This window comes from Streptomyces sp. 11-1-2 (assembly GCF_003595545.1).
In the GTDB taxonomy this organism is placed as follows: Bacteria; Actinomycetota; Actinomycetes; order Streptomycetales; family Streptomycetaceae; genus Streptomyces; species Streptomyces hygroscopicus_B.
This window is the reverse complement of sequence record NZ_CP022545.1, coordinates 6,005,443-6,029,142: the sequence shown is the minus strand read 5'-3', so window position 1 is coordinate 6,029,142 and position 23,700 is coordinate 6,005,443. Positions and strand designations below refer to the sequence as shown.

21 protein-coding genes and 2 pseudogenes are annotated in these 23,700 nt (G+C 68.3%); 16 read left to right on the top strand and 7 right to left on the bottom strand.

From position 1 onward, the window contains the following. Positions 1 to 714: 714 nt before the first annotated feature. The 3 genes and pseudogenes from CGL27_RS25535 to CGL27_RS25525 all read left to right on the top strand — a co-directional run. The gene (locus CGL27_RS25535; protein ID WP_119990273.1) at positions 715 to 1,332 is read left to right on the top strand and encodes an RNA polymerase sigma factor; all 618 of its coding nucleotides are present in this window, start codon (positions 715 to 717) and stop codon (positions 1,330 to 1,332) included. After that, positions 1,325 to 2,299, top strand: a complete 975-nt coding sequence (locus CGL27_RS25530) for a CU044_5270 family protein (protein WP_119990271.1) — start codon at positions 1,325 to 1,327, stop codon at positions 2,297 to 2,299. The genes CGL27_RS25535 and CGL27_RS25530 overlap by 8 nt, the downstream gene beginning before the upstream one ends. A 592-nt stretch (positions 2,300 to 2,891) precedes the next feature. Then, positions 2,892 to 3,023 (top strand): annotated as a pseudogene (locus CGL27_RS25525) (DNA-binding protein); the annotation flags it as partial. A gap of 217 nt (positions 3,024 to 3,240) precedes the next feature. Here CGL27_RS25525 and CGL27_RS25520 read toward each other — a convergent pair. Then, the gene (locus CGL27_RS25520; RefSeq protein WP_119990269.1) at positions 3,241 to 4,461 is read right to left on the bottom strand and encodes an FAD-dependent monooxygenase; all 1,221 of its coding nucleotides are present in this window, start codon (positions 4,459 to 4,461) and stop codon (positions 3,241 to 3,243) included. 104 nt (positions 4,462 to 4,565) lie between these two features. Between CGL27_RS25520 and CGL27_RS25515 the strand changes: the two genes are divergently transcribed. The 3 genes and pseudogenes from CGL27_RS25515 to CGL27_RS52240 all read left to right on the top strand — a co-directional run. Continuing rightward, positions 4,566 to 5,186 (top strand): PadR family transcriptional regulator, encoded by a 621-nt coding sequence (locus CGL27_RS25515; protein WP_119990267.1) that lies wholly within the window; start codon positions 4,566 to 4,568, stop codon positions 5,184 to 5,186. Positions 5,187 to 6,248: 1,062 nt separating this feature from the next. Beyond that, the gene (locus CGL27_RS25510) at positions 6,249 to 8,735 is read left to right on the top strand and encodes an IPT/TIG domain-containing protein (RefSeq protein ID WP_119990265.1); all 2,487 of its coding nucleotides are present in this window, start codon (positions 6,249 to 6,251) and stop codon (positions 8,733 to 8,735) included. Positions 8,736 to 8,928: 193 nt separating this feature from the next. Continuing rightward, a pseudogene (locus CGL27_RS52240) lies at positions 8,929 to 9,180 on the top strand (DNA-binding protein); the annotation flags it as partial. Between the two features lie 231 nt (positions 9,181 to 9,411). Here the strand turns inward: CGL27_RS52240 and CGL27_RS25500 are convergent. Continuing rightward, on the bottom strand, positions 9,412 to 10,146 hold the full coding sequence (locus tag CGL27_RS25500; protein WP_119990263.1) for a DUF4232 domain-containing protein: 735 nt from the start codon (positions 10,144 to 10,146) through the stop codon (positions 9,412 to 9,414). A gap of 523 nt (positions 10,147 to 10,669) precedes the next feature. On the opposite strand from CGL27_RS25500, the gene CGL27_RS50200 reads away from it, so the two are divergent. Further along, on the top strand, positions 10,670 to 10,825 hold the full coding sequence (locus tag CGL27_RS50200; RefSeq protein WP_162953068.1) for a DUF6131 family protein: 156 nt from the start codon (positions 10,670 to 10,672) through the stop codon (positions 10,823 to 10,825). 54 nt (positions 10,826 to 10,879) lie between these two features. On the opposite strand, the gene CGL27_RS25495 is transcribed toward CGL27_RS50200, so the two are convergent. Continuing rightward, positions 10,880 to 11,413 carry a DUF5994 family protein gene (locus CGL27_RS25495; RefSeq protein ID WP_119994543.1) on the bottom strand — a complete coding sequence of 178 codons (534 nt, stop codon included), beginning with the start codon at positions 11,411 to 11,413 and terminating at the stop codon, positions 10,880 to 10,882. 296 nt (positions 11,414 to 11,709) lie between these two features. Between CGL27_RS25495 and CGL27_RS25490 the strand changes: the two genes are divergently transcribed. After that, a complete protein-coding gene (locus tag CGL27_RS25490; RefSeq protein WP_119990261.1) occupies positions 11,710 to 12,309 on the top strand; it encodes a DUF5994 family protein in 600 nt (199 codons plus the stop codon). Between the two features lie 177 nt (positions 12,310 to 12,486). Further along, entirely contained in the window at positions 12,487 to 12,747 is a 261-nt protein-coding gene (locus CGL27_RS52235) for a hypothetical protein (protein ID WP_078647547.1), read from the top strand. Positions 12,748 to 12,983: 236 nt separating this feature from the next. Here CGL27_RS52235 and CGL27_RS25480 read toward each other — a convergent pair whose 3' ends face one another. After that, the gene (locus CGL27_RS25480; protein ID WP_240450629.1) at positions 12,984 to 14,099 is read right to left on the bottom strand and encodes an acyl-CoA desaturase; all 1,116 of its coding nucleotides are present in this window, start codon (positions 14,097 to 14,099) and stop codon (positions 12,984 to 12,986) included. 779 nt (positions 14,100 to 14,878) lie between these two features. Between CGL27_RS25480 and CGL27_RS25475 the strand changes: the two genes are divergently transcribed. Together CGL27_RS25475 and CGL27_RS25470 are read left to right on the top strand one after the other, a co-directional pair. Further along, on the top strand, positions 14,879 to 15,148 hold the full coding sequence (locus tag CGL27_RS25475; RefSeq protein WP_159037818.1) for a hypothetical protein: 270 nt from the start codon (positions 14,879 to 14,881) through the stop codon (positions 15,146 to 15,148). A 224-nt stretch (positions 15,149 to 15,372) separates the two neighbouring features. Further along, the gene (locus CGL27_RS25470; RefSeq protein WP_119994542.1) at positions 15,373 to 16,611 is read left to right on the top strand and encodes a PP2C family protein-serine/threonine phosphatase; all 1,239 of its coding nucleotides are present in this window, start codon (positions 15,373 to 15,375) and stop codon (positions 16,609 to 16,611) included. A gap of 4 nt (positions 16,612 to 16,615) precedes the next feature. Here the strand turns inward: CGL27_RS25470 and CGL27_RS25465 are convergent, their stop codons facing one another. Next, complete coding sequence (locus CGL27_RS25465) at positions 16,616 to 17,191, bottom strand: CGNR zinc finger domain-containing protein (protein WP_119990254.1); 576 nt, start codon at positions 17,189 to 17,191, stop codon at positions 16,616 to 16,618. An 82-nt stretch (positions 17,192 to 17,273) separates the two neighbouring features. Here CGL27_RS25465 and CGL27_RS25460 point away from each other — a divergent pair, with 82 nt between their 5' ends. Further along, on the top strand, positions 17,274 to 18,446 hold the full coding sequence (locus tag CGL27_RS25460; protein ID WP_078642573.1) for an epoxide hydrolase family protein: 1,173 nt from the start codon (positions 17,274 to 17,276) through the stop codon (positions 18,444 to 18,446). A gap of 76 nt (positions 18,447 to 18,522) precedes the next feature. On the opposite strand, the gene CGL27_RS25455 is transcribed toward CGL27_RS25460, so the two are convergent. After that, the gene (locus CGL27_RS25455) at positions 18,523 to 18,810 is read right to left on the bottom strand and encodes a hypothetical protein (protein ID WP_119990252.1); all 288 of its coding nucleotides are present in this window, start codon (positions 18,808 to 18,810) and stop codon (positions 18,523 to 18,525) included. 6 nt (positions 18,811 to 18,816) lie between these two features. Between CGL27_RS25455 and CGL27_RS25450 the strand changes: the two genes are divergently transcribed. After that, positions 18,817 to 19,596: a MerR family transcriptional regulator gene (locus CGL27_RS25450; protein ID WP_240450628.1), complete on the top strand. Its 780-nt coding sequence runs from the start codon at positions 18,817 to 18,819 to the stop codon at positions 19,594 to 19,596. Positions 19,597 to 19,995: 399 nt separating this feature from the next. On the opposite strand, the gene CGL27_RS53220 is transcribed toward CGL27_RS25450, so the two are convergent. After that, entirely contained in the window at positions 19,996 to 20,781 is a 786-nt protein-coding gene (locus CGL27_RS53220; RefSeq protein ID WP_119990249.1) for a helix-turn-helix domain-containing protein, read from the bottom strand. A gap of 223 nt (positions 20,782 to 21,004) precedes the next feature. Here CGL27_RS53220 and CGL27_RS25440 point away from each other — a divergent pair, with 223 nt between their 5' ends. Genes CGL27_RS25440 through CGL27_RS25430 form a run of 3 tightly spaced genes read left to right on the top strand, consistent with a single transcriptional unit; the run spans position 21,005 to position 23,485 of the window. Continuing rightward, complete coding sequence (locus CGL27_RS25440; protein WP_119990247.1) at positions 21,005 to 21,667, top strand: DUF4097 family beta strand repeat-containing protein; 663 nt, start codon at positions 21,005 to 21,007, stop codon at positions 21,665 to 21,667. A 58-nt stretch (positions 21,668 to 21,725) separates the two neighbouring features. Continuing rightward, positions 21,726 to 22,697, top strand: coding sequence for an ATP-binding cassette domain-containing protein (locus CGL27_RS25435; RefSeq protein ID WP_119990245.1), 972 nt, complete (start codon positions 21,726 to 21,728; stop codon positions 22,695 to 22,697). Beyond that, positions 22,694 to 23,485 carry an ABC transporter permease gene (locus CGL27_RS25430; protein ID WP_119990243.1) on the top strand — a complete coding sequence of 264 codons (792 nt, stop codon included), beginning with the start codon at positions 22,694 to 22,696 and terminating at the stop codon, positions 23,483 to 23,485. The genes CGL27_RS25435 and CGL27_RS25430 overlap by 4 nt, the downstream gene beginning before the upstream one ends. Positions 23,486 to 23,700: the final 215 nt, after the last annotated feature.

The following is a 23,700-nucleotide window of genomic DNA, read 5'->3' as shown; positions in this document are numbered from 1 at the left end:
GCTCGGACGCCCGGGGCAAGTAACCCGCAGGTAGGTTCTGGAGGTTCACCGGCGTCGGGCGGCGGGACTGCGCTCCGGGACATGCTGGGGACCGCATCAACGCAGGGGCGGGATACCGCTCCAGGGAGTGGATGGAGGCGGAGGTCGGCGTCTGTTCCGGCCGGTCGGCAACGGCTCTCGGCGATGGGTTCTCCGAGACTGCTCGGCGTTACGTCGGTGATCCAGACGAATCGGCTGCGGCTCTCGGTATCGCCGAGAACCTGCATGGACGCGTGGTGGTGCGTGGGCTCCAGAGAGCCGCCGACCACCGCGCAGGCGATGCGTCGGGCTTCGTCGTCGAGGTCGACGATGAGTTCGCAGGCCCTGGGCCTGGCCCACTTCGAAAGCCGCACCTGGAGAGACTGGCACCACCACGTCACCCTCGTCTCCGTCGCGCACGCCCTCTGCGCCCCTCCAGCGCATCACCCGGTCCCCAAAAGAGACGGCGTCGGCCGGATCCTGTATCGGGTCACCCGCGAACTGCAGTTACTCCTCGCGCTCTGGACCGGCGCCTGCCCCACCTGTCACCGCGACATGCCAGAACCGATACCAACCCGACCAAGCACTACCAGGGACCAGCGGCCAGGGCTCCAAGGGAACTCGCCGGGGGCGACGGGCGAAGAAGAGAGGAAAGCCCAAGCCTTCGAAGCGTTCTTCAGGACGAGAGGAGCCCCGATGACCGTCCAGCCAGGCGTCCGCACGGGGGCGGAGAGCGATGCCTCGGTAATTGCGCGGTCCCGGGATGAGCCCGAGGCATTCGCCGTGCTCTTCGACCGACACGCGGATGCGGTACACCGTTATCTGGCCCGTAGGCTCGGCGGCGAGCCGGCCGACGACCTCATGGCGGAGACCTTCACCACTGCTTTCCAGCAGCGGCACCGGTACGACCCCGCACGGGCCATGGGCAACGACGCCCAGCCCTGGCTGTTCGGCATAGCGACCAACCTGGTCGGCCGGCACCGGCGGGCCGAGGCCCGCCGGTTCAAGGCCCTGGCCCGCATCCAGGCCCCCGCCGACCACGAGGAGCCGCTGGCCGACCGGGCTGCGGCCCGGGTAGGGGCACAGGCCATACGCCGCGAGCTGGCGGCGGCACTGGCCGCACTGCCCGCGCGGCACCGGGACGTGCTGCTGCTGGTGGCGTGGGGCGGTCTCGGCTACGAGGAGGTGGCCCAGGCCCTCGGTGTCCCCATCGGCACAGTCAGATCACGGCTGCACCGGGCTCGCAGCAAGCTACGCGAAGCGTTGGGCGGATCCGATCCGACGACACTGCGAGAGGCATCCGGCCATGACTGACGAACTCGAACTCCTGCGGGACTGGAACGCGGACGCGGCCCCGCTCACCGAACCGGCCCGAGCGCAGGCCCGCCACCGACTGCTCAACACGATTACGCGCACGGAGCGGCACCCCGACGCCGCACCCAGCCGCCGCCACACACTGCGCCTCGCGACAGCCGCGGTGGTCACCATGGCGGTTACGGGCACGGCGATACTGATCGCCGCGGACGGCGCCGACGAGGGCGACCGCACCGACCGCGCGGGCACGAACGCCCCGCGGATGCGCAACGTCGGCGCCGTGACGGTGCTGAACGGGGCGGCAGCGCGGGCAAGTAAGCACGAGAAGCCCGTGGCGCCGCGCGACGACCAGTTCATCTACTGGAAGCGGATCATCAAGGAGACGGAGCGGAAGACCGGCGCGGTCAAGACCTACGTGGACGTGAACTGGGACTCGGTGGACGGCTCCAAGCGATCTTTGACCATGGAGCTCGGCCGGGTGATCTGGGAAAAGCCCATGGGGAAGAACGAGGGCGTGTGGCCGCCTCGGGAGTGGAGCCAGCTGAAGAAGCTGCCCACCGACCCGGAGAAGCTCATCCCGGGCATCATCGGCGTCGGCACATCCGACAAGTCGATCGACGACTTCACCGCGTGGGACTGGTACGACGCCTACTTCATGCTCGGCGAGCTCCTGAAGTGGCCGGTGCTGCCCGAGGGACTGCGTCCCGCCGCGTACGAGGCGCTGGCCCTGGTGCCCGGGGTCAAGGCGACCCCGGGGATGAAGGACTCCGCCGGGCGCACCGGGGTGGGGATCTCCTACCCCAAGCGCGCGTCCGAGAAGGGCAAGTACCTCATCTTCGACCCGGAGTCCTATGAATTCCTGGGCTTCCGCGACGAGCGGACCTCGCGTTCCGGGAAGAAGACGTACATCCAGCTGTCGCACGTGGCGGACTGGGCGATCGTCGACCGCTTGAAGCAGCGCCCCTAGACCCCCTTAGTACTCCAGCAGGGTTTCGCTGTCCGACCTGGGACGAGGTCGGGTGGCTGGGGTGTATCGGGCTGATGGCTGGTCAGGGGCGGTCTCGTGGAGACCGCCCCTCGAACGTGGGACGACGCCGCTGGTGGCGGCAGCGGCCGAGGAACCCTCTCGATGTGATCACCGAGCACGCTGCCGAACACTGGGACCGCGAACTGGAGGCTTCTTCCTGACCATCGGCTACCGTTTCCACCGCGTCGAGCTCCGCCCCGCATGCGCGACCACGAGCGCGGTCTGCTCGCCCCGCCACCTGTCCCGGCCTGCCGTGGGAACCCAAGGCCGCCTTCAACGCACTCGCGGAGTACGGCCGCGGCCGGACGGGCCGCGGCGGCCCTCCCCCGGTCGCGGCCGGACGGGCCGCGGCGGCCCTCCCCCGGTCGCGGCCGGATGAGGCGGGGCGGCTGCCATGCGTGACGACAGCCGCCCCCACTGCACGATCACGACTGGATACGGCGCCCGGACACTGACCCGAAACTCCGTGGCAATCATCGCGTCCGCCTCCCCGCGCTCGAACCGCTCAGCCGCTTTGGGAGCCACCCGACGCCACAAGTACGCGATCGACGCCACGGTCGCGGAGGCTGCCCTCCGCCAGCCGGCCCCGGTGGCGCTCCTCACGTCCGACACGGACGACATGGCCAAACTCTGCGGAGAGCGCGTACACCTCATCGCGCTCTGACAACGTCCGTGTCCCCATGACCGCGCCTCCGGCCTCCCCGCACGCGTCGATCAGACGCGCAGAGCCATACCGAGGCGAGCGGGGCCGTACGCAGCGAGGTGGGCCATCAGGCGCCGGCGAAGCCCCTGGAGTCGGCGAGCGCACCCACCCGCTCCACGGTGGCGGGTCCGCGGGGAAAGGCTGAGGCGCTGGTCGCCCTCCCGGTTTCCGATTCCCGTCAGGCCGTGGCGCTGAGCGTCTCATCAACCCCCATGTTCACCTTCACCTCCCACTCGATGCGATGGAAGTGGAGCGGGCGGAGGGTCTCCTCCAGACTGGGGAACGCCGACACAGGAGCGTCACTCTTGCCGGACTTGACCTTGTTGACAGCCGCAGCATTGCGGCCGATCGCCTCCACGCGCGGGCGGCGCAGGGCCTCGTAGGCGGCGAACGCGTCACCTGGCACAGGCAGATCGCGTAGGCAGCGGGCCAGTTCGACCGCGCTCTCGATGGCGAGCGAGGCACCCTGTCCGGAACTGGAGGACGGGGCGTGCACCGCGTCTCCGACCAGCACCATCCGGCCGCTGTACCAGTGCGGTACGGGCGGCATGCGCTCCATCCGGCCGACTACCATCAGCTCGTCGGGGCCGGTGTGCCGCAGTAGCCGCTCACCCGGGACATGGCCGGTGTACAGATCACGTAGCCGGCTCAGCCACTCGGCGCTGGGTACTCGCGCAAGGTCGGCCGGGCTCGGCGGGGTGTCCGTGGGCAGGCCGGCGAACCAGATCATCCGCCCGTCCGCGCCCTGCCAGTAGCCCATGAAGGCGCGGCCGAACGCGAAATAGGTGGTGCCCGGTTCGACCCCGGCTTCACTGCCCATCGGCGCGTAACCGCCGAAGCTCAGCACACCACCGTATTCGGGAGCGGGTGATTCCGGGTCGATCACCGTGCGGACGGTGGAGCGGATGCCGTCGGCACCGATCAGTATGTCGGCGGTCGCCGAGGTCTTGTCGGCGAAGTGGGCAGTGACGCCCTCGGGCGTCTCCTCCGCAGCGACCAGCCGCTTGCCGTAGGCGAACCGAACACCCGCGGCGGCCGCATGGTCGGTGAGCGCCCGGAACAGACAGTCACGCGGCAGCATCAGCGTGGCGGGCAGTTCCGGGAATCCGCCGAAGTCGGCGAGGTGGTTGCCGACGCCATCCGCCATCACCATGCCGGGCACCGGCTGCCCGACGGCCTTCACCGCCGCGTCGGCACCAACCGTCGCCAGCGCCGCTTGACCGTTCGGCGCCAGACCCAGCCAGGCCCCCACGCCGTCCGCCGCGCTGGGATACGCCTCGTAGACCGTCGCCGTGATGCCCGCCTTGCGCAGGGCGAGTGCCGTAACCGGGCCCGCCACACCGCCCCCGATGACCAGTGCTGTCCGTACACCGGAGCCGTGGCCGCGATTGTCGCTCATAACCCCTCCCGTGGGTCGTGTGGATGCGTCGGGTGAACGCCGAGCTATAGTTACAAAGAGACTAGTAGAAATGCAACTAGTTTCTCCTTGTCTACGATGCCTGCATGACCGCCTCCGTGAAAAGCTCGCCGCTCGGACTGGCCGTGCTGACACTGCTGCACCATCGGCCGCTGCATCCATACGGCATCCAGCAACTGCTCAAGCAGTGGGGGAAGGAGCAGGTCGTCAACGTCGGCCAGCGGGCCGGGCTGTATCGCACCATCGAGCGGCTACAGGCCGGCGGGCTGATCACCGTCCGGCAGACCGAGCGCGACCAGCAGTACCCCGAGCGAACCGTCTATGAGGTCACCGAGGAGGGCCGGGCGGTCACCCGCGAGTGGCTGGAGCAGATGCTCGCGGTGCCCAAGGCGGAGTTCCCCGTGTTTCCGGCGGCGCTGTCGAACATGCTCCTGCTCAGCCCGGACGAGGTGGCACCGATCCTGGAACGACGGGCGGCGCGACTCGCCACCCAACGCGCTGAACTGGAGCGCCAGTCCGCCGAAGCCGCGACCGGACTGCCGCGCATCACGTTGATCGAGAATGAATACCTGCTCGCCATCCTCGGCACCGAGGAACGCTGGCTACGGGGGGTGATCAGCGATCTGCGGGACGGAAGCCTGACCTGGTCCCCGGAGATGCTCGCGGCGTTCCAGGAGGCGTCGGCATCAGGTTCGGCTGCGCCCTGACGAGGCCGGAGCGGGATGCGGGTTTCGACGGAGGCGACTGATTCGGGAGCGCAGGCTCCGCTCGTGATGACGACCGCGATGCCGCCCTCTCACACTCGTGACCGTGTCAGCATCAGCCGCCCCACGAGAGGTGGAGCGCGTCCGCAAGCCGCTCCAGCGAGTCGTGTGCCCTATCCGTGCCCTCCAGAACGGTCAACGACGGTCAAGAGCGGCGTGTCAGCGCCAGCGCACCTCTCAAATGGCAGGTAGGGCGGCGTACGGCCTGATCACACACCTCTTTGGCCTACCAGGCCGTGTGATTCCCAAGCCCAGAGCGCGGGTTCGATTCCCGTCACCCGCTCCAGCTCAAAGGCCCAGGTCGGAGGCGCGGGCCTTTCTTGTTGCCTAGACCGACTACAGGCCGCCGCGCCCTCCACGTGCCTCATCTTGTGCGAATACGCAGCACAGAGGGCATATGACGCACCACGTGGGTCGACTCGACGCGCACCCGCCCCGCATCACGAGACGCGACCCAAATGGTCCGCACCATATGTGGGTGCGAGGCGGTGAATTCGCGCTCGTCGAGGACAGATCGGGCCCACCTGTAGACCTTCCGTCTGGACGGCCCGGCGATGGCGCGAAGTGATCACGCACGGCGATTGATGGGGGACACGGCTGTGCCCGTAGTCGAGCAGTACGTGAAGTCGGACGGCACCGTAGTCAGGAGACATACCCGCCTCCCGGGAGACCAGCCCGCTGACCGGCCCGCACTGCGCCCGCTCCGTCGGCGCCTGATCAGCGGTGGGCCGCCCGCTCCGCCAAATGGGTGACACTGCGTCAAGGCCCTTGTACAGAAAGCCACTCCAATGGCTTACTGAGGTATCCGAACCGGCGGGCCGCCCATCCCTCTCCGGGGAGCGCGGCCATTGGCCGTCCGCAGACCTCGATTCAGGCGAGGCAGCGTCCGGGCGTTTTGCGTCGTGAAGGGCATCCCCGTGGAGGACTTGCAGCCGTCAGCTGCTGCCGTGCTCTGGTAGCAGCTGGTGCGGCAGCGCTCCGCCGCCTCGACATCTAGGGGGCGTCATGAACGGTGTCTTCCCGGAGCAGGGGTCCTCAGCCGGCGGGACGCAGGTGATCATCGTCGGGCACCACCTCGGCGGCGCGACCGCTGTGCACTTCGGCGCCCGTCCGGCCCTGAGCTTCATGGTCATCGACGACCAGACCGTGAACGCGGTCGCTCCGTCGGGCAATGGCGTCGTCCCCGTGAGCGTCACCACCCCCAGCGGCACCGACACGATCGGCTCCTTCTTCTATCTCTCCGCGCCCCGCCTGTCCGGGATCGCCCCCGGTGGCGGTCCGCTGGTCGGCGGCGGCAGCGTCACTCTGACCGGCGTGAACCTGTCGACCGCGCAGAGCGTGCACTTCGGGGACGCGACGGTGCTTCCCACGGTGCTCTCTGACCAGCGGTTGACCGTCGTCGCTCCTCCCGCCGCGGTGCCCAGTACGGTTCCGGTCTACGCCGTCGCGGTCGGGGGCGTCAGCAACCGGCTGCTCTACATCTATGCCGCGGTTCCGGCGGTCTTGGGCGTGACCCCGGCGAGCGGGCCCATCGCCGGCGGGACGACCGTCGTTGTCAGCGGCACCGGGCTGGCCGACGCCATCAGCGTGACATTCGGCGGCTTCGCCGCATCCTCCTTCCGCTCCTACTCCGACACCCTGATCGTCGCCGTGACACCGCCCGGACTCACAGGGCCCGCCGCGGTCACCGTCACCACCGCCGGAGGCAGCACCACCCTTCCGAACGCCTTCACCTATCAGGCGGCGTCGGCGACCGTGGTGACCTCCGATCCCACTCCTTCCGTCTCCGGCGAGCCAGTAGCGGTCACGGCCACCGTGACGGGCGTTCCGACCACTTCGGTCACGCCGACCGGCACCATCACCTTTGACTTCGGCGACGGAACACCGGGGGTGACGGCGCCGCTCGCCGACGGCGCGGCCACCGTCACGCACGCCTACGCCGCCCCTTCGGGGAGCCCGTACTCCATCACCGCCGTCTACAACGGCGACAGCGTTTTCCACCCCTCCACCGGTACGGGCTCCCACACTGTCGCGCAGGCGGCGACGACCACGACGGTGACGTCGTCTCCCGATCCGTCGGTGTTCGGTCAGCCGGTGACCTTGACCGCGACGGTCGCCGCGGTCCCGCCCGGCGCGGGCATCCCCACCGGCTCGGTGACGTTCACCATCAGCGGGACCGGTGGCGGCACTCTGACCGGTGCCCTCAACGCGGGTGGCGTGGCCACGGTCACGAGCAGCACGCTCGCTGCGGGCACCCACACGATCACGGCGGTCTATGGCGGCGCGGTGAACTTCTCCTCCTCGACCGGCACCGACACCCAGACCGTCAACCCAGCCTCTCCCACGGTGAGTTCACTCACCCCCACCTCCGGCGCCGCTGCGGGCGGCAGCGCGTTCATCCTGACCGGAACCAACCTCACCGGCGCCGCTGTCACCTTCGGCGGCACCGCCGTCACCCCCGTCACCGTCAACGCCGCGGGAACCGTCCTGACCGGCACCACCCCGGCCCATGCCCCCGGCAACGTAACCGTCCAAGTCACCACCACCGCCGGAACCACAACCGCCCCGGGCGGATACACCTACACCCTGCAACGCGCCTACATCACCAACCAGAACTCGAACAGCGTCTCGGTGATCAACACGGCCACCAACCTGGTCATCGGCACCCCCATCACCGTCGGCTCCAGCCCGCAGGGTGTGGCGATCACCCCGAACAGCGCCACCGCCTACGTCGCCAACTTCGCCTCGAACAGCGTCTCGGTGATCAACACGGGCAGCAACACCGTCATCAAGACCATCCTCCTGGGCACCGGCCATGGCCCGCAGGGGATGGCGATCACTCCGAACGGCGCCAGCCTCTACGTCACCAACCAAAGCTCGACCACCGTGTCCGTGATCGACACGGCCACCAACGCCGTCATCGGCTCTCCCATCACGGTCGGCACCACCCCGAGTGGTGTGGCGATCACCCCGAACGGCACCCGCGCCTACGTCACCAACTTCAACTCGGCCACCGTGTCGGTCATCAACACCGCCACCAACCTGGTCTTCGGCTCTCCCATCACCGTCGGCACCAGTCCGTATGGTGTGGCGATCACCCCGGACGGCACCCGCGCCTACGTCACCAACCAGAACGCGAACAGCGTCTCGGTGATCAACACGGCCACCAACCTGGTCATCGGCACCCCCATCACCGTCGGCACCAACCCGCGTGGTGTGGCGATCACCCCGGACGGCACCCGCGCCTACGTCACCAACTTCAACTCCGCCACCGTGTCGGTCATCAACACCGCCACCAACCTGGTCATCGGCTCTCCCATCACCGTCGGCGCCAACCCGATCGGTGTGGCGATCACCCCGGACGGCACCCGCGCCTACGTCACCAACAACGGCTCGACCACCGTGTCGGTGATCAACACGGCCACCAACCTGGTCATCGGCACCGTCACCACCGGCACCGCCCCGGACGGCGTGGCGATCACCACTTTCTGACGACTCACCGGCCGGGGAAGCCGGTGGGGGTAGACAGCGGTGGCCACAGGCATCATCCGGCCGCTGACCAGGAGCGCATCTGCACTGCGTTTTCGCTGGTCAGAGCGATGCCTGGCGATCAAGCGCCGGTTGATTCCCGAGCTCAGAGCGCGAGTTCCATTCCCGTCACCCGCTCCACAGCGAAGGCCCAGGTCATTCGCGAGCGAACCTCCCACGCCTGAACTGGGCCCTCTCACGGGTCAAGGTCGAACCCGTCACCGAACAGGCGGCCAAGGCAGCCGCCGAACTGCTCAAGTCAGCAGGACTACGCGGGCACAAATACGCGATCGACGCCACCGTCGCCGAGGCAGCACTACGCCAGCCGCCACCAGTCGCCGTACTCACCTCCGACACCGACGACATGGCCAAGCTCTGCAATGACCGCGTGCGTCTGATCGGCCTATGAGGTGCGGGCCTCTTAGGACAGGCAGATGTGCGGTGGACGACGCACCAGATGCGCACCGGACAGGGCGGTAAACAGCGGTCGATGAATCCCACCGCGCCGACGAACTACCCAGCCGGCCCCATGGGATGACCTCTTGAGGGCGCGGGCCGTGAAACGGAAAGTCCGCTGCCCTGGCGCGTCACACACCAGGGCAGCGGGGCAGTGGACCTTCATGGCATAGCTGTGAGCTGGTCAGCCGATGGGGTTGACGAAGGTGCCGGGGTGGGTGGCGCCGCGCTGGTCGACGAGGGTGTCGGACTCCCAGGGCCACTCGATCTTGAGGGCCTTGGTCTCGTTGGGCGGGGTGATCTCGACCCAGGCCGGCTGGTAGAAGCCCTCTTCCTCCTTGGTGAAGGCGAGGTTGAGGGTGAACTCGGTGCTCTGGCCGGCCTCCACCTCCACGGAGCTCCACTTCTGCGAGGAGCGGGCCAGGGACCAGCGCTCGCCGCCGTTGATCGAGGTCAGGTCCACACCGGGGAAACCGCCGAGCTTGCAGGAGTAGGAGCCCTTGTTCATCAGGACGATGGTGGCGGTCGTCGCGCCTTCCGCGCCCTCCTCCGGCACCGGCAGCGCGTCCTCACCCGTGGCGAACGCGGCCTCCAGGTTCTCGGTGCGGCAACGCTCGACGCCCGCGTGCGCCCTGCCGCCGCCCTCGGTGGCGGCCTGCCCACCGCCCGACTCATTCGCCGCGGTGCCCGCCTCCGAGCCCCCCTTGGCCTTGGCGTCGGAACCCTGCGCACCGCCGGAAGAACCAGAGGAGCCGCCGGACCCGGCCGGGGCCGTGTCGGCCTGGCCCGCGGACTTCGTGTCGCCGCTGTCCGAGCCGTTGCAGGCCGTCAGGGTCAGGGCGGCGGCCGCGGTCAGGACCGCGGCGGCGACGCGGAGGGTGCGACGGCGGGCGATGCGGGCAGTGGTGTTGGAGCGCATTTCGGGTCCCCCAGAGCGGTCGGTGTCGTGGTCTGCTCGGTACGACAACAACTCTGTCCGGGGCCGCTACCGTAACGCCGCCGTCCCGCTAACATCCGGCTAACACGACTGTGACCAGGGAAAAGACGCCAAGGGGAACTGAGGAGCCAGATCACACCCGCCTAGGCCGTTTCCTTCGGATCAGGTCGGCCGGCAACGCGGGGTGGCCGGGGTGTTCGACGCATCCACGACCAGAGCCGCACCTACCTTGAGGCCCTCGCACCGTGTCCTGGCTCGTCGGCATGCCGTAGCAGGTGGGGGTGGCTCAGGCAGTGGAAGGACGTCTCGCCGGTTCTGGCGCCGCGGCGCTGCCCGCGGAGCCCCGGAGGGCGGCGATCCGCGCACGGGCTCCAGGAGGGTGCGGCGGACGGAGATCGCTCAGGTCGGGCTCCGCCCCCTCGCGGCAGTGAGGGAACGAGTTGGCATGGTGCCTGATTCGGGACGACAGTGGAAATGGAGCATTCCCGGAAGATCGGAGGACTCCATGATCGTCCTCGGGATCATTCTCCTCGTCGTCGGCTTTCTGACCGGCATTTCCATCCTGTGGACCATTGGAATCGTCATCCTCGTCATCGGAGCGATCCTCTGGGTCCTTGGCGCCGTCGGGCACGCGGTCGGTGGGCGTCGGCACTACTGGTAGCAGGGCGGCAACGCTGTTCGCCCCCTCCTGGGACAGGCGCAGGCGCATGAGGCATCAAGACGTGCCGCGGCGTTCCTGGCCTTGCCGCGGGCCTTCCGCGCCGATCGGGCGGGCTCGGCCGGTGCCGGTTCCGGTGTCGATGAGGATCTGCTCGGCCGGCGCGAGGTTGTCGACGCGGACGGCCCGCGCCATCGCCGCGCGTGCCACGTCCGGCGGCGCGTGCGGCGGGACCACCAACACGGAGAAGAGGTCTCCATCCCCCTGGGTGATGAGGATCGTGTCATCACCCACCGGGAACGAGTCGATGTGCACGATCCGGTCGTCGACGATCATTCGTGTCGGCAGTTCTTCCCAGGCGTCGGAGTCCAGGCCGACGCGCTCGATGGGCCCGAGGTACTCGGTCAGCGCGGTGACCAGGGCGGGAAGCTCGGCGCCTATGTCGCGGGAACGTGGCCACCACGCACCGTCGAGATTGCCCTCACGGGTAGGTGTGGTCACCAGTCGCAACAGGGCTGTTCCAGGTTTCACGGCGTGGTGGATCGCGTCCAGCAGAAGATTCACGTCACGCGGGGTGCCGGCGTCGGACATGGTCTCCTCACCCTCCGCGGGGTTCGGTGGGTGGTGGGCCACCGGTTTCACCGTATGCCGCCGCTTTCACCGTACTCCGAGAGCCCACGCCCAGGCTCGTCCGCCCGCTCCCCTCGGACCCAGACCCCGGGAGTCCCGAGGAAGTGGCTGATCACACAGGGCCTCAGCGGGGCCTCGCCCCGGAGTACAGTGAAAACACCGGGAGTATTTCGCACACCGGCTACCACGCGGGTGTCGTTTTCGGCGAGCAACAACACCGGGACGTTGCAAGACGCGCCCGGGGACAGGTCCGCGCCATGACCGTGGCCATCGACCGTACGACCCCTGATGAGCACGTGCCCTCCCCACCGGCCCGCCTGTCACTGACGCCGACCAGCTCGGTTCCAGGTCTTCTGGACGGTGCGTGGTGGCCTCGCTCCCGCGATCTCCTCCGTGAGCTGCCCGCCCTGACGGACGTGTTGGACGCACGCTGGGGCCGGATTACGCGTGTCTCCGTGAACCCGGCCCACTGGCCCGTGATCCCGCGCAAGGTGCCTGCGACCGGGCACACGGTGAACGTGGGCTGGTTCACCGATGAGCAGGACCCGCACAAGTTGATTCTGCTCTCCTACACGACGGGCCGCTGGGACCTTCTGGTGATCCCACCGGAGACGAGTGCGGCAGCCGCCGCCCGGCTGATGGCCGCCGCAGCCACCGTCGGCAGCCTCCTCACCGCGAGCAGTCTGATGGCGAACGAGACCGCCACCCGGGCCGCCCGGGCGGATCTCAGCCGGGAGGAGGACTGGGAAACCGATGGCGGGATGCCTCAGTGGCGGCCGGAGGCCGAACCCGAGCGGACTCCTGAGCTCCACCGGACTCCTGAGCTCCACCGGACTCCTGAGTTCCAAGGGAGGTGAGGATGTGGTGGCAAGCCTGTGGGCTCACCCCTCGCGCCCTCCACACCCCGACCAGCGCGACACCCGGCCACCGCGACGGGGCGGCGAATGACCCATGACCTTCTCCTGACCTGGGCCGGTGGGCACGAAGCGAGAGCCCGCGCCCACCACCACGTCTTCCTGATGAACGAGGTCACCATGCAGCCACCGGAATCACCCTCGGCAGGTCGCGCCGAGGTGCGTATTGTCGCCGCGTCCCCCGAGGTCGCCCGTCAGGTCGCGGAGGTGCTCCGTCGTTGCTTCGCCGGCACCGAACAGCGGAGCTACCCGGCCGGCGCGGACGGTGGAACCCTCCTCCATCTCACCGTGGACACCACGCACACGGCAGAGCCGGCGCGGTCCTGGCTGGTAGCAAGTCGGTCCTCCAGGCAAGACCCCAGGCAGACGGACCACGTCTGAAGGGGTTCAGGGCGCCGTCGACCCGCGTCGGCGTCCGGCGCCCGGCGCCCGGCGGAAGAAATTCTGGCCCCGAAAAGTCCCTGATGCCGGAAAAGCGCGCCAGACATAACATGGGAGTGGGCCGGTGCACTCTCACGTGCGACCGACCCGAAAGGGCGGCCCCGGTGTTTCTGCGCCGGGGCCGTTGTGCCGACGTCGGCGCAACGCCAGGGAGCGCACCTACGGGGTCTACGGGGTCATGCCCGACGTTCGGCCCGTAGTGGGGCCCCCACCGCGTGGAGATGACGCAGCACCTGCCGGTACGAGTCCACCAAGCCCGTCTGTTCGTAGGGCAGGGCGAGCTTGGCACAGTAGGCGCGGATCAGGGGCTGGGCCGCCGGCAGAGCGGTTCGGGGCATGCTGGGGAACAGGTGGTGTTCGATCTGGTAGTTCAGACCGCCGAGCACGAAGTCGATGACCTGTCCGCCCCGTACGTTGCGCGAGGTGAGGACTTGGCCGCGCAGGAAGTCCGGTCGGTCATGCTCCCCCAGCATCGCCATCCCCTTGTGGTTGGGGGCGAAGGAAACCCCCATGTACAGGCCGAAAAGGGCCTGCTGGACCACAACGAACGCCAGCGCCTTCAGCGGCGAAAGGACCACGAGCACAACGGTGAGATACGCCGCCACGTGCACGAGCAGAGCCAGTACCTCGACCGGGAGAGGAGCGGGAGCACTCGTCCGGCCCCTGCGCAGCGCCCGGAATGTGGCCACATGCAGTGCCCAGCCCTCCAGCAGCAGCATGGGGAAGAAGAGGCGGGCCTGGTGGCGGGTGATGAAACCGGCCACCCCCGTACGCCCACGAGCCTCGTGATCGATGAAGACCACGGCGCCGGTCTCGATGTCGGGGTCGCGGCCGACCTGGTTGGGATGGGCGTGGTGACGGTTGTGCTTGGCCATCCACCATCCGAATCCGAGACCGATGAAGAGATTGCCGAACACCAGCCCTGTCGCGTCGTTTGCCCGCTTGCCATGGAACAGCTGGCGGTGGCCCGCTTCATGGCCGCGGAACCCGCACTGTGTGAAGGCGAAGGCCAACACCGCGGCGACGGGCAACTGCCACCAGGAGTCGCCGATCAGGAGGAAGGCCGCCCAGCCACCGGTCAGGAGGAGCAGCGTGACAGCCAGCGCCGTGACGGAGCGCAGTGGCCGGTGCCGCAGCAGTCCCGCGTTTCTGACCTGGCGGGAGAGCAGCGCGTAGTCACTGCCCGGGGATCGATCACGGATCGTCTTGGACCCGCCCAGGATGTTCCCGGAGGGCTCGGCCCGCGGTGCCGAAGGGCTTGAGGAAGTCGAGGAGGTTTCAGCCGACCCCACGCCGACAACGGGGGGTTGACTGAAGTCTGAGGACGCCATGGATCTCGATCCTGATCGGTGTCAGCCGTCAGCCCTCAGCCGTCGGTGCTCAGCCGTCAGCTGTCAGCGGCACGCGGATGCGGGCTGTTCGTGCGGTGCGGTGCCATCGGAACGCAGCCCTCGCAGGTCACCACGGGGGACAGCCATCGTGCGGATCAACCGGTCCGCTTGGCCGGTGCTCGGACCACCTCGTCCATAACCCTGACGCGGACGACGTGAGCTGTGTATACGCCCTCTCCGAGCCCGTGGTCCGGACCGTGTCGTGAATCGCGAAGGATCGTGAAGGATCGTGAATCGTGAAGGATCGTGAATCGCGAAGGACGGCTGCCTTGGCGGGGGAACCGCCATTCCCGATCGTCCTTCTTCAGCTTCACCGTACTCCCCGCGCGACGAGGAGGCATGTTCCCGTGCGGCCCGGCGGCCACAGACGCGCTCCAGCGTCCGGACGAGAGTAGGGTGGCGCTACCCACGCGCATCTCGGGTGGCGTCATCGCCGCGGCGTCAGCCTCGGGAACGGCAGGCCGGGCAGCCACCGCCGGGATGAGAGCCCGACCACCGGTCGCCACGTCGCGTGCAGCGAATCGTCGGGCCCGAGCGCCGACCGACCGCCGGGCCCGCAACGGCCCAGAGCAGATCAGTAACGCTCCCTGAGCACTACGGAACCAACCGCAACACACCCGGCCCTTGCCACGGGTCCCTTGGGCCCACTGTCGCGCCATGAGCAAGAGGAAATGGTTCACATGTATTCATCTGACGCCATCTCAAGCCGCCGTCGCAGTCACTCCGAACCGACCGAGGAGATGGTGGCCGGACTGGTCTGCGTCGTCTGCCGCACCGATTACCGGCGTGCACCGGACACGGACGCGATGGTGGTCGGGCACGACAGCGGCAAACAACTGCTCGCTTGCGAGGGTGTCTGCGCGCGAATGGCCGGCGGGTCCGTCAACGGTCCCGACGGGACGCCTCTTCCGCTGGTCGAGCGCATGCACAGGTATGAGGCCGAGCACTGATGCCGTACCCGGCGCTTCGCCGGGGCGCCCATCGCTCTTCGCTCGCCTCAGGCACCCGTCGCGCCCTCCGGCGGGCTCAGTCGCGCGCTCCGGCGGCCTGGCGCCAGGTGTCGCCGACTCCCATGTGAGCGATGCTGGAGTGGCGGAGGCAGCAGGGGCACCGTGCGGCGAACAGCGCCAAGGACCGCCTCCGCGGGAGAGCGGTGCGGCGAGACGAGGTCGCCATGGCAGACGGTGAACAGGACTTCCGTAAAGTCACAGTGGACCGGTCGGAGGGATTCGGCGAGCGGCTGCTGGGTGTGCTGCTGGACCGGGCGCACGAGATGCCACCCCAGCTGATCGCCCCACTCGTCGCCGAGGAAGTGAGCAGGATCGGCGGGCGGAACGTCTCCATCCTCCTCCAGGACTACGACCAGCTGATGCTGGCTCCCCTGCCAGGCATGAGACTCGTGGTCGGGGAAGCTGAACGGATCGACGACACTCAGGCCGGCAGGGCTTTTCTGAGCGCCACGACAGTAGAACTACCGCAGGCCGACGGCGTACGGATGTTCCTGCCGCTGCTCGACGGCAGCGACGTGGTAGGGGTACTGGCCGTCACCCTGACCACTGTCGACGACGACGACCGGCGCTTGCTGCGGCGCCTCGCCGGCCTGATCGCCGACATGCTCGTCACCAAGAACAGCTACACCGACCAATTCTTCCGGGCCCGGCGACGTGAGCCGATGACGCTGGCCGCGGAGATCCAATGGTCGCTGCTGCCCCCGCTGACCATGGTCACACCACAGGTGGCAGTGGCCGGAATCCTCGAACCCGCCTACGACGTCGCGGGTGACAGCTTCGACTACGCCCTGAACGACGACATCCTGCACGTAGCCATCATCGACGCCATGGGCCACGGGCTGGACGCCGCCGTACTGGCCACCGTCGCCATCGGCGCCTACCGGCACGCCAGACGCGCCGACGTCGACCTGGCCGACCTGTACATGTTCATGGACACGGCCATCGACGCGCAGTTCGGGCCCGATCACTTCGTCACCGCGCAGATGATGCGCCTCGACATCGGAACCGGCCATCTGCAATGGGTCAACGCCGGACACCCGGCGCCCCTGCTGATCCGCGGCCACCGCGTCGTCCAAGCGCTGGAGAGCCCAGGCACTCTGCCCGTCGGCTTCGGCGGTGCCATCCCACAGATCAGCGACCAGCTACTGTCCCGCGGCGACCGGATCCTCTTCTTCACCGACGGTCTCATCGAGGAGCACCGCACCGGCGAAGAGCAGTTCGGCGAGGAACGGATGCTCGAATTCGTGGACCGAGCGGGATGCGTGGGAGAGGGCGTACAGGAAATGGTGCGTAGCCTGTCCCATACCCTGATGCGAGAACGCGGCGGGGTCACCACCGACGACGCGACGCTCTTCATGGTCGAGTGGTCTGGCGGCACTGCCGACCGCCTCGTCACGATATGAGCGGTCACTCCGCCGATCTGGGGTTTTTGCGCTGGTTGGCATTGAAGCGCGCTTTCTTCTGACGATTCCCGCACGTGTTCATGTCACACCATTTGCGGGTGCGACTTTGACTGGTGTCGAAGAAGGCGGCTTGGCAGGTTGGCGATGCGCACAAGGCCAATTTTCCGTCTCGTTCGCCTGAGATGATGCTGATCGCGTCGGCGGCGATCACGCCGAGGGCATCTTCCACGCAGGAAGCCGAGCTGAGCCGCCATCGCCGCTTACCCTCGGGCGTCAGGATCGCCGCGGCCCGACCCTGAACGCTGCAGTCATTGATGACTTGGACAGCGGACGCAGGGAGAGCGTCCTGGATCGCGGCCGCTGTCGCGGCGGCGTGAATCGACTCCCTCAGTTCCCGAGCGAGGTCGAGCTGGGCAGGGGTGCAGGAATCCACGGCGAGGCCGTTCACTACCAGCCAGTCGACGAGTCGGTGCGGCGCGGGAATGCGCTCCACAGCGTCGCCATAACGCTCCGACAGAGTCCCCGTGAAGCTGGTCGCCAGCACGCTACCGAGGCGGAAGTCAGGAAACCCAGCACGCATGGAACCACCTTAGCTGGTTGCACGCCGGCAAGAAGGCATGCTAGAACCGCCTTAGCCGGTTCCGCGATGGCCAGGAGGTCTCATGCCCCGTCCAACCAGCGACGTGCAAGCATTTGAAGCCCACGCGACTGACGCCGACCTCGACGATCTGCGCGCGCGATTGGCCGCGGCGCGGCTGCCGGAGGCCGAGACGGTCTATCGCGCCGCGCCCGGCCCTCGCCGATGGGAACAGGGCGTTCCTCTCGCCGACCTCGTCGATGTCGTGAGCTACTGGCGCACCGGGTACAACTGGCGGTCGTTCGAAGATCGCCTTAACCGGATCGGCCAGTTCCGTACGACCATTGATGATCTGGGAATCCACTTCCTGCACCGCCGATCCGCGCGTGCGGATGCCACTCCTCTGCTCTTGACGCACGGCTGGCCAGACAGCATTGCCCGGTTCATCGACGTAGTGGACGAGCTGGCAGATCCGAACGATGCGGACGCGCCGGCGTTCCACGTCGTGGTCCCGTCGCTACCAGGCTTTGGTTACAGCGACAAGCCGGCCACCACCGGGTGGGGAACCGAAAAGATCGCGGCCGCATGGGTGGAACTGATGGGAAGGCTCGGCTACAGCGAGTTCCTGGCCCACGGCGGCGACTGGGGAGGCAATATCACCACGGTTCTCGCCGGCAGGTTCCCGGCGCACGTTCTCGGCATCCACACAACGTTCGCGGAGGGACCGCCCGGGTTGACAACGGACGGGCTGACGGCGGTCGAGCGCAAGTGGACCGAGGAAACCCGTGATTTCTGGCGCCACCGCGGGGCGTACGCGAAGCAGCAGGCGACCCGACCGCAGACCATCGGCTATTCGCTCGTCGACTCACCGGTCGGGCTTCTTGCCTGGATCCTTGACAAGTTCGCCGAGTGGTCGGACACCGAAGACAGCCCGTTCGAGACGATTTCCATGGACAGCGTTCTCGACGACGTCACCCTTTATTGGCTGACGCGGACCGGCGCATCGGCGGCCCGCATCTACTACGAAAGCCACAACTCGCTCGATCCCGAACTTCGGGTCGACGTCCCGTCAGCACTCACCATGTATCCCCGCGACGTCGAGAAGTGTCCGCGCCCCTGGGCGCAGGAGCGGTACCGACAAATCGTCCGATGGAGGGCGCCCGAAATCGGAGGACATTTCCCGTCGCTGGAGGTTCCCGAGTATTTCGTCAAAGATCTACAAGAGGGCCTCGCGGCAGTGCTGGCCGCTAATCGGTGATTTCCCAAGCTCGCCTCCGGCGATCGCGTAGAGATGCGAGCCGTGCCCTCTTTGCCCCGTAGGCCGGCCAGATCCCTCAATCCCGATGCCCGTCGACCGGCGCCTTCAACAGCCGGTCCAGCTCGTTCCCGGCCTCGTCGTATCCGGCGTCGGCGATCCGTTGCAGTTCGCGCAGGTCGCCGGTCGCGGCCGCGCGGCGGGTGAGCAGGAACCCGGCGTGCATGGACCCCTCGTCCAACAGCTCGCTCAGCTCGCCGAGGTCGCCGGCTGCCTCGGCAAGGTCGGCCAGCCGGTCCAGAGCGGTCTCGTTGCCCTGATCGGCCAGCTCGCGCAGGCTCTCCCGATCGACATTCATGTCTGCCATGACGCCATGCTGCAACCCTGCCCCAGGGGAAGGGTCAAGTGGAACGATGGCCGGGTGATCACCATCGGGCAGCTGGCCGGGTACGTCGGGGTGTCGGTCAAGACCATCCGCGTCTATCACGACAAGGGGCTGTTCCCCGAGCCCGACCGCGATGCGTCCGGCTACCGGCGGTACGGCGCGAACGACGCCATCGAGCTGATCAAGATCCGCACCCTCGCCGAAGCCGGCGTCCCCCTGGCCCGTATCCGGGACCTGAGATCAGCGACCGACGAGGAGTTCCAGCAGGCGCTACGCGAGATCGACGAGGAGCTCACCACGCGTATCCGTGGCCTGCGGGCAACGCAGGGGCGCCTGCACCAGCTCGCCGCCGGGCGACTGTCACCGCTGCCCGGCGAGGTCGGTGCCCATCTGAAGCGCCTCGCTCGCTGGGGATTCACGTCTCGGTGGGTGGAGCTGCAACGCGACCTGTGGATCCTCGTGTTCGCCACCCACCCGGACCGCGCGATCACGCTGTTTCACGACCAAGCCGAGTCCCTTGCCGACCCGGCGCTGCGGCAGCTCTTCCTCGACTACGACCACGCGCACGATCTGAACGCCGACGATCCCCGCATCGACGACCTCGCCCGCCGGATCTCCGAGGCGACCCGGGAACGGTACAGCCCCGACGAACTGCCCGAGCTGGACGCGGCCTCCGAGATCCCCGCCCTCATCCAGGGCACGGTCAACGACTCGTCCCCGGCATGGCAGCGGCTCGACACGCTCATTCGCGCACAACTGAACGCATGACTCGACGCATGGCGTCAATCACCCGCGGGATGGGACGGGGGCCTGCGCAGCAGCCACTGCGCGAGCGTCCGGCGCGGGGGCCGCACCACGACGCGGCCGTGGGCTGGCCCGCAGCTCGGGCGACGAGCCGGGGCCGGGGCGCTTCCCGGCGGGCGAGATCTCTCCCGACATGCTTCCGTCCTGGTCGTGTCGAAGTCCTGTCGAACGTCTCCGCCGTCTCCGCGCGGGTGCAGACAGCGGCGCGAGTGGAAGACTAAAGCTATATCGCGATATAGATCCGGGCCAAGCCCCATCGCGGAGAGGCGATGGCGAGCGTCGATTCACAGCATGCGGCCTCCATCGTGCCGAGGCCCGGTCGCGGCAACAACCGCATCCCAGAGGCCAGTTCCCTGCGGCCGTCTATCCGCGGTCCGGGCTTGGTGTGGCAGGGCTGTCCGGGGTCGTCGGTTCGGCGCTCGCTTCGGCGTTCGGCTCGGCGCTCGTGTAGAGGATGTCGCGGGCCTGCTCCGTGGCGCGGGCGAGGCTTTCGGCGACGAAGTCGAGGAAGCGGGCGACGTTCTCCAGGCGGACAGCGGCCGGGGTGCCGGGGCCGAGGATGCCGACACCCTGCCGTGAGATCTCGACCTGCTGGGTGAGGGCGCGGACGCTGGCGGCCATCGACTGGTACCAGAGGCTGTCGTCGATGACGTAGCGCTCCCGGCGGCGTTCGTCGCGTTCCCTGCGGACGAGGGACTGGCTCTCCAGGAAGGCGATCGATTTGGAGATGGACGCCGGGCTGACCTGAAGACGCTGGACCAGTTCGGCGGCGGTCATGCTGCCGGAATCGGTGGTGAGGAGGCAGACCATCACCCGCGCCATCATCTTGTTGGACAGCCCCGATTGCATCATGACGGTGGTGAACCGCTCTTCGTACTCGGCCACGGCCTCGGGGTCGCGGCCATGCGGCAGGGCGGCCGGCTCCGCCCCCCGGGACGAGGCGGATTTGCGCCGGTGGGCGCGGCGCTCGGTGGCGCGGTGGGCCAGGTCGGCGCGGTAGCCGGTGGGGCCGCCGTTGCGCATCACCTCACGTGTGATCGTCGAGGTCGGACGCTCCAGGCGGCGGGCGATCTCGGCGTAGGGGAGGTTGTCGGCCAGCCCCAGCGCGATCTGCTGACGGTCCTTCTGGGTGAGCCTGCCGCCCGGCATCGCGCCCTCCTTCATGTTGTCCGATGCTCCACAGCATAGCGTTCACGCGCAATCCATTGCAACGTTCGGTGAGCCCAAGTTGCATTACATTCAGGACCATCGCAACGATTAATGGTCTTCTACCTGCATAGATAGAGATTCCATGCAACGATTCCGTTGCCAGTTTCTTGAACGCAACGTAGCTTTTCCAATGTCGGAAACAACGAGTCGCAAGGAGAGCACGATGCCGAAGTTCGAGACCCCCGCCCCGATCGCCGCCGTCCTGGACATCCCCGCGGGGCGAGTCCAGATCATCGCCGCCGATCGCGCCGACACCGCGGTCGAGGTCCGGCCCACCAACGCCTCGAAGAGCCGTGATGTGAAGGCGGCGGAGCAGACCACCGTCGGATACGCCGACGGAGCCCTGCGGATCGAGGTGCCGGTGAAGAACCAGTACCTCGGCCCCTCCGGATCCATCGAGGTGACCGTCCAACTCCCCGCCGGTTCCCGCGTCGAGGCGAAGGCGGTGAGCACCGAATTCCGGGCCGTCGGCCGCCTCGGCGACATCGCCTTCGACGGCGCGTACCGCCAGATCAAGATCGATGAGGCCGCCAGCGTCCGCCTCACCGCGATCGACGGCGACGTCGAGGTCGGCCGGCTCAACGGACCCGCGGAGATCAGCACCGCGAGGGGCGACATCCGGATCGCCGAGGCCGTGCGCGGCAAGGTCGTGCTGAGCACCCAGCAGGGCGACATCTCGGTCACCGCCGCCGCCGGGGTCTCGGCCTCCCTGGACGCCGGTACCGCCTACGGCCGCATCAGCAACGGCCTCAAGAACGCGGGCATCGCCGAGCTCGACATCCACGCGACCACCTCCCAGGGCGACATCGCCGCCCGCGGCCTCTGACCCCGCAACCTCTGACCCCGCAACCTCTGATCCGCGGCTTCCAGAAGGAGCACCCCTCATGACCAGCTTGGCCATCGCGGCGAACGGGCTGCGCAAGTCCTACGGCGACAAAGTCGTCCTCGACGGCATCGACCTGGCGGTGCCGGCCGGCACCGTCTTCTCCCTCCTCGGCCCGAACGGCGCCGGCAAGACCACCGCCGTCAAGATCCTCTCCACCCTCATCAGCGCCGACGGCGGCGAGCTGCACGTCGCCGGCCACGACCTCGCGACCGACCCACAGGCGGTGCGGGCCGCGATCGGTGTCACCGGGCAGTTCTCCGCCGTCGACGGGCTGATCACCGGTGAGGAGAACATGCTCCTCATGGCGGACCTGCACCATCTCTCCAAGCGCGAGGGGCGGCGGGTCACCACCGAGCTGCTGGAGCGGTTCGACCTGGTCGAGGCCGCGAAGAAGCCCGCCGCCAGCTACTCCGGCGGCATGAAGCGCCGCCTGGACATCGCCATGACGCTGGTCGGCAGCCCGCGGATCATCTTCCTCGACGAGCCGACCACCGGCCTCGACCCGCGCAGCCGCCACAACATGTGGGGCATCATCCGCGAGTTGGTCTCCGACGGCGTCACCGTCTTCCTCACCACCCAGTACCTGGACGAGGCCGATGAACTCGCCGACCGCATAGCGGTCCTGAGCGACGGCAAGATCGCCGCCGAGGGCAGCGCCAATGAGCTGAAGCGGCTCATCCCCGGCGGGCACATACGGCTGCGCTTCGCCGACCCGGCCGCCTACCAGTCCGCCTCCGTCGCCCTGCGCGAGGTGACACGGGACGACGAGGCGCTGTCGCTGCAGATCCCCAGCGACGGCAGCCAGCGTGAACTGCGCTCCATTCTCGACTGGCTGGACTCGGCCGGCGTCGAGGCCGACGAGCTGACCGTGCACACCCCCGACCTCGACGACGTGTTCTTCGCGCTGACCGGCCTGACCGGCTCCACCGTGCCCACCCAGAACAACCAGCTCAAGGAGAACGTCCGATGAGCGCCCTCTCGCTTGCCGTCCGCGACTCGGCCACGATGCTGCGCCGCAACCTTCTGCACGCCCGCCGCTACCCGTCGCTGACCCTGAACCTGCTGCTCACACCGGTCATGCTGCTCCTGCTCTTCGTCTACCTCTTCGGCGACACGATGAGCGCGGGCATCGCCGGAAGCGGCGCCGACCGCTCCGACTACATCGCCTACGTCGTCCCCGGCATCCTGCTGATGACCATCGGTTCCACTGTCATCGGGGCCGCGGTGTCCGTCGCCACCGACATGTCCGAGGGGATCGTCGCCCGCTTCCGCACCATGGCCATCCATCGCGGATCCGTGCTCATCGGGCATGTCATCGGCAGCGTGATGCAGTCCATCGCCAGTGTGGTCCTCGTCGGCGCCATCGCCGTGGCCATCGGCTTCCGCTCCACGGACGCCACCGCCCTGGAGTGGCTCGCGGCGTTCGGACTGCTGGTGCTCTTCGCCCTGGCCCTCACCTGGATCGCGGTCGGGATGGGCATGGCCAGCCCGAACGCCGAAGCCGCCAGCAACAGCGCGATGCCACTGATCCTGCTGCCGCTCATCTCCAGCGCCTTCATCCCGATCGACTCGATCCCGGGCTGGTTCCAGCCCATCGCCGAGTACCAGCCGTTCACCCCGGCCATCGAGACCCTGCGCGGTCTGCTGCTGGGCACCGAAATCGGCCACAACGGGTGGCTCGCCCTCGCCTGGTCGATCGGCCTGACCGCGCTCGGCTACCGCTGGTCGACGGCGTCGTTCAAGCGCGACCCGAAGTAACCGGCATGAGCCCGCGGGCCATCTCCCGCACCATCTCCCGCACCTCGTCCCACCCGGGGCGGCGTCCACCGACACCTTGTCGCGGACGCCGCCCCGTCGGCGTTCCCGCCATCAGCCGGGTGCCCTCGGAAGAGGCGTGAAGGGCCGTGAAGGCCATGCCACTGTGGGGCCCGGAGACGGCCCTGCCTACCCTGATTCGGCTGATTCTTTTCGAC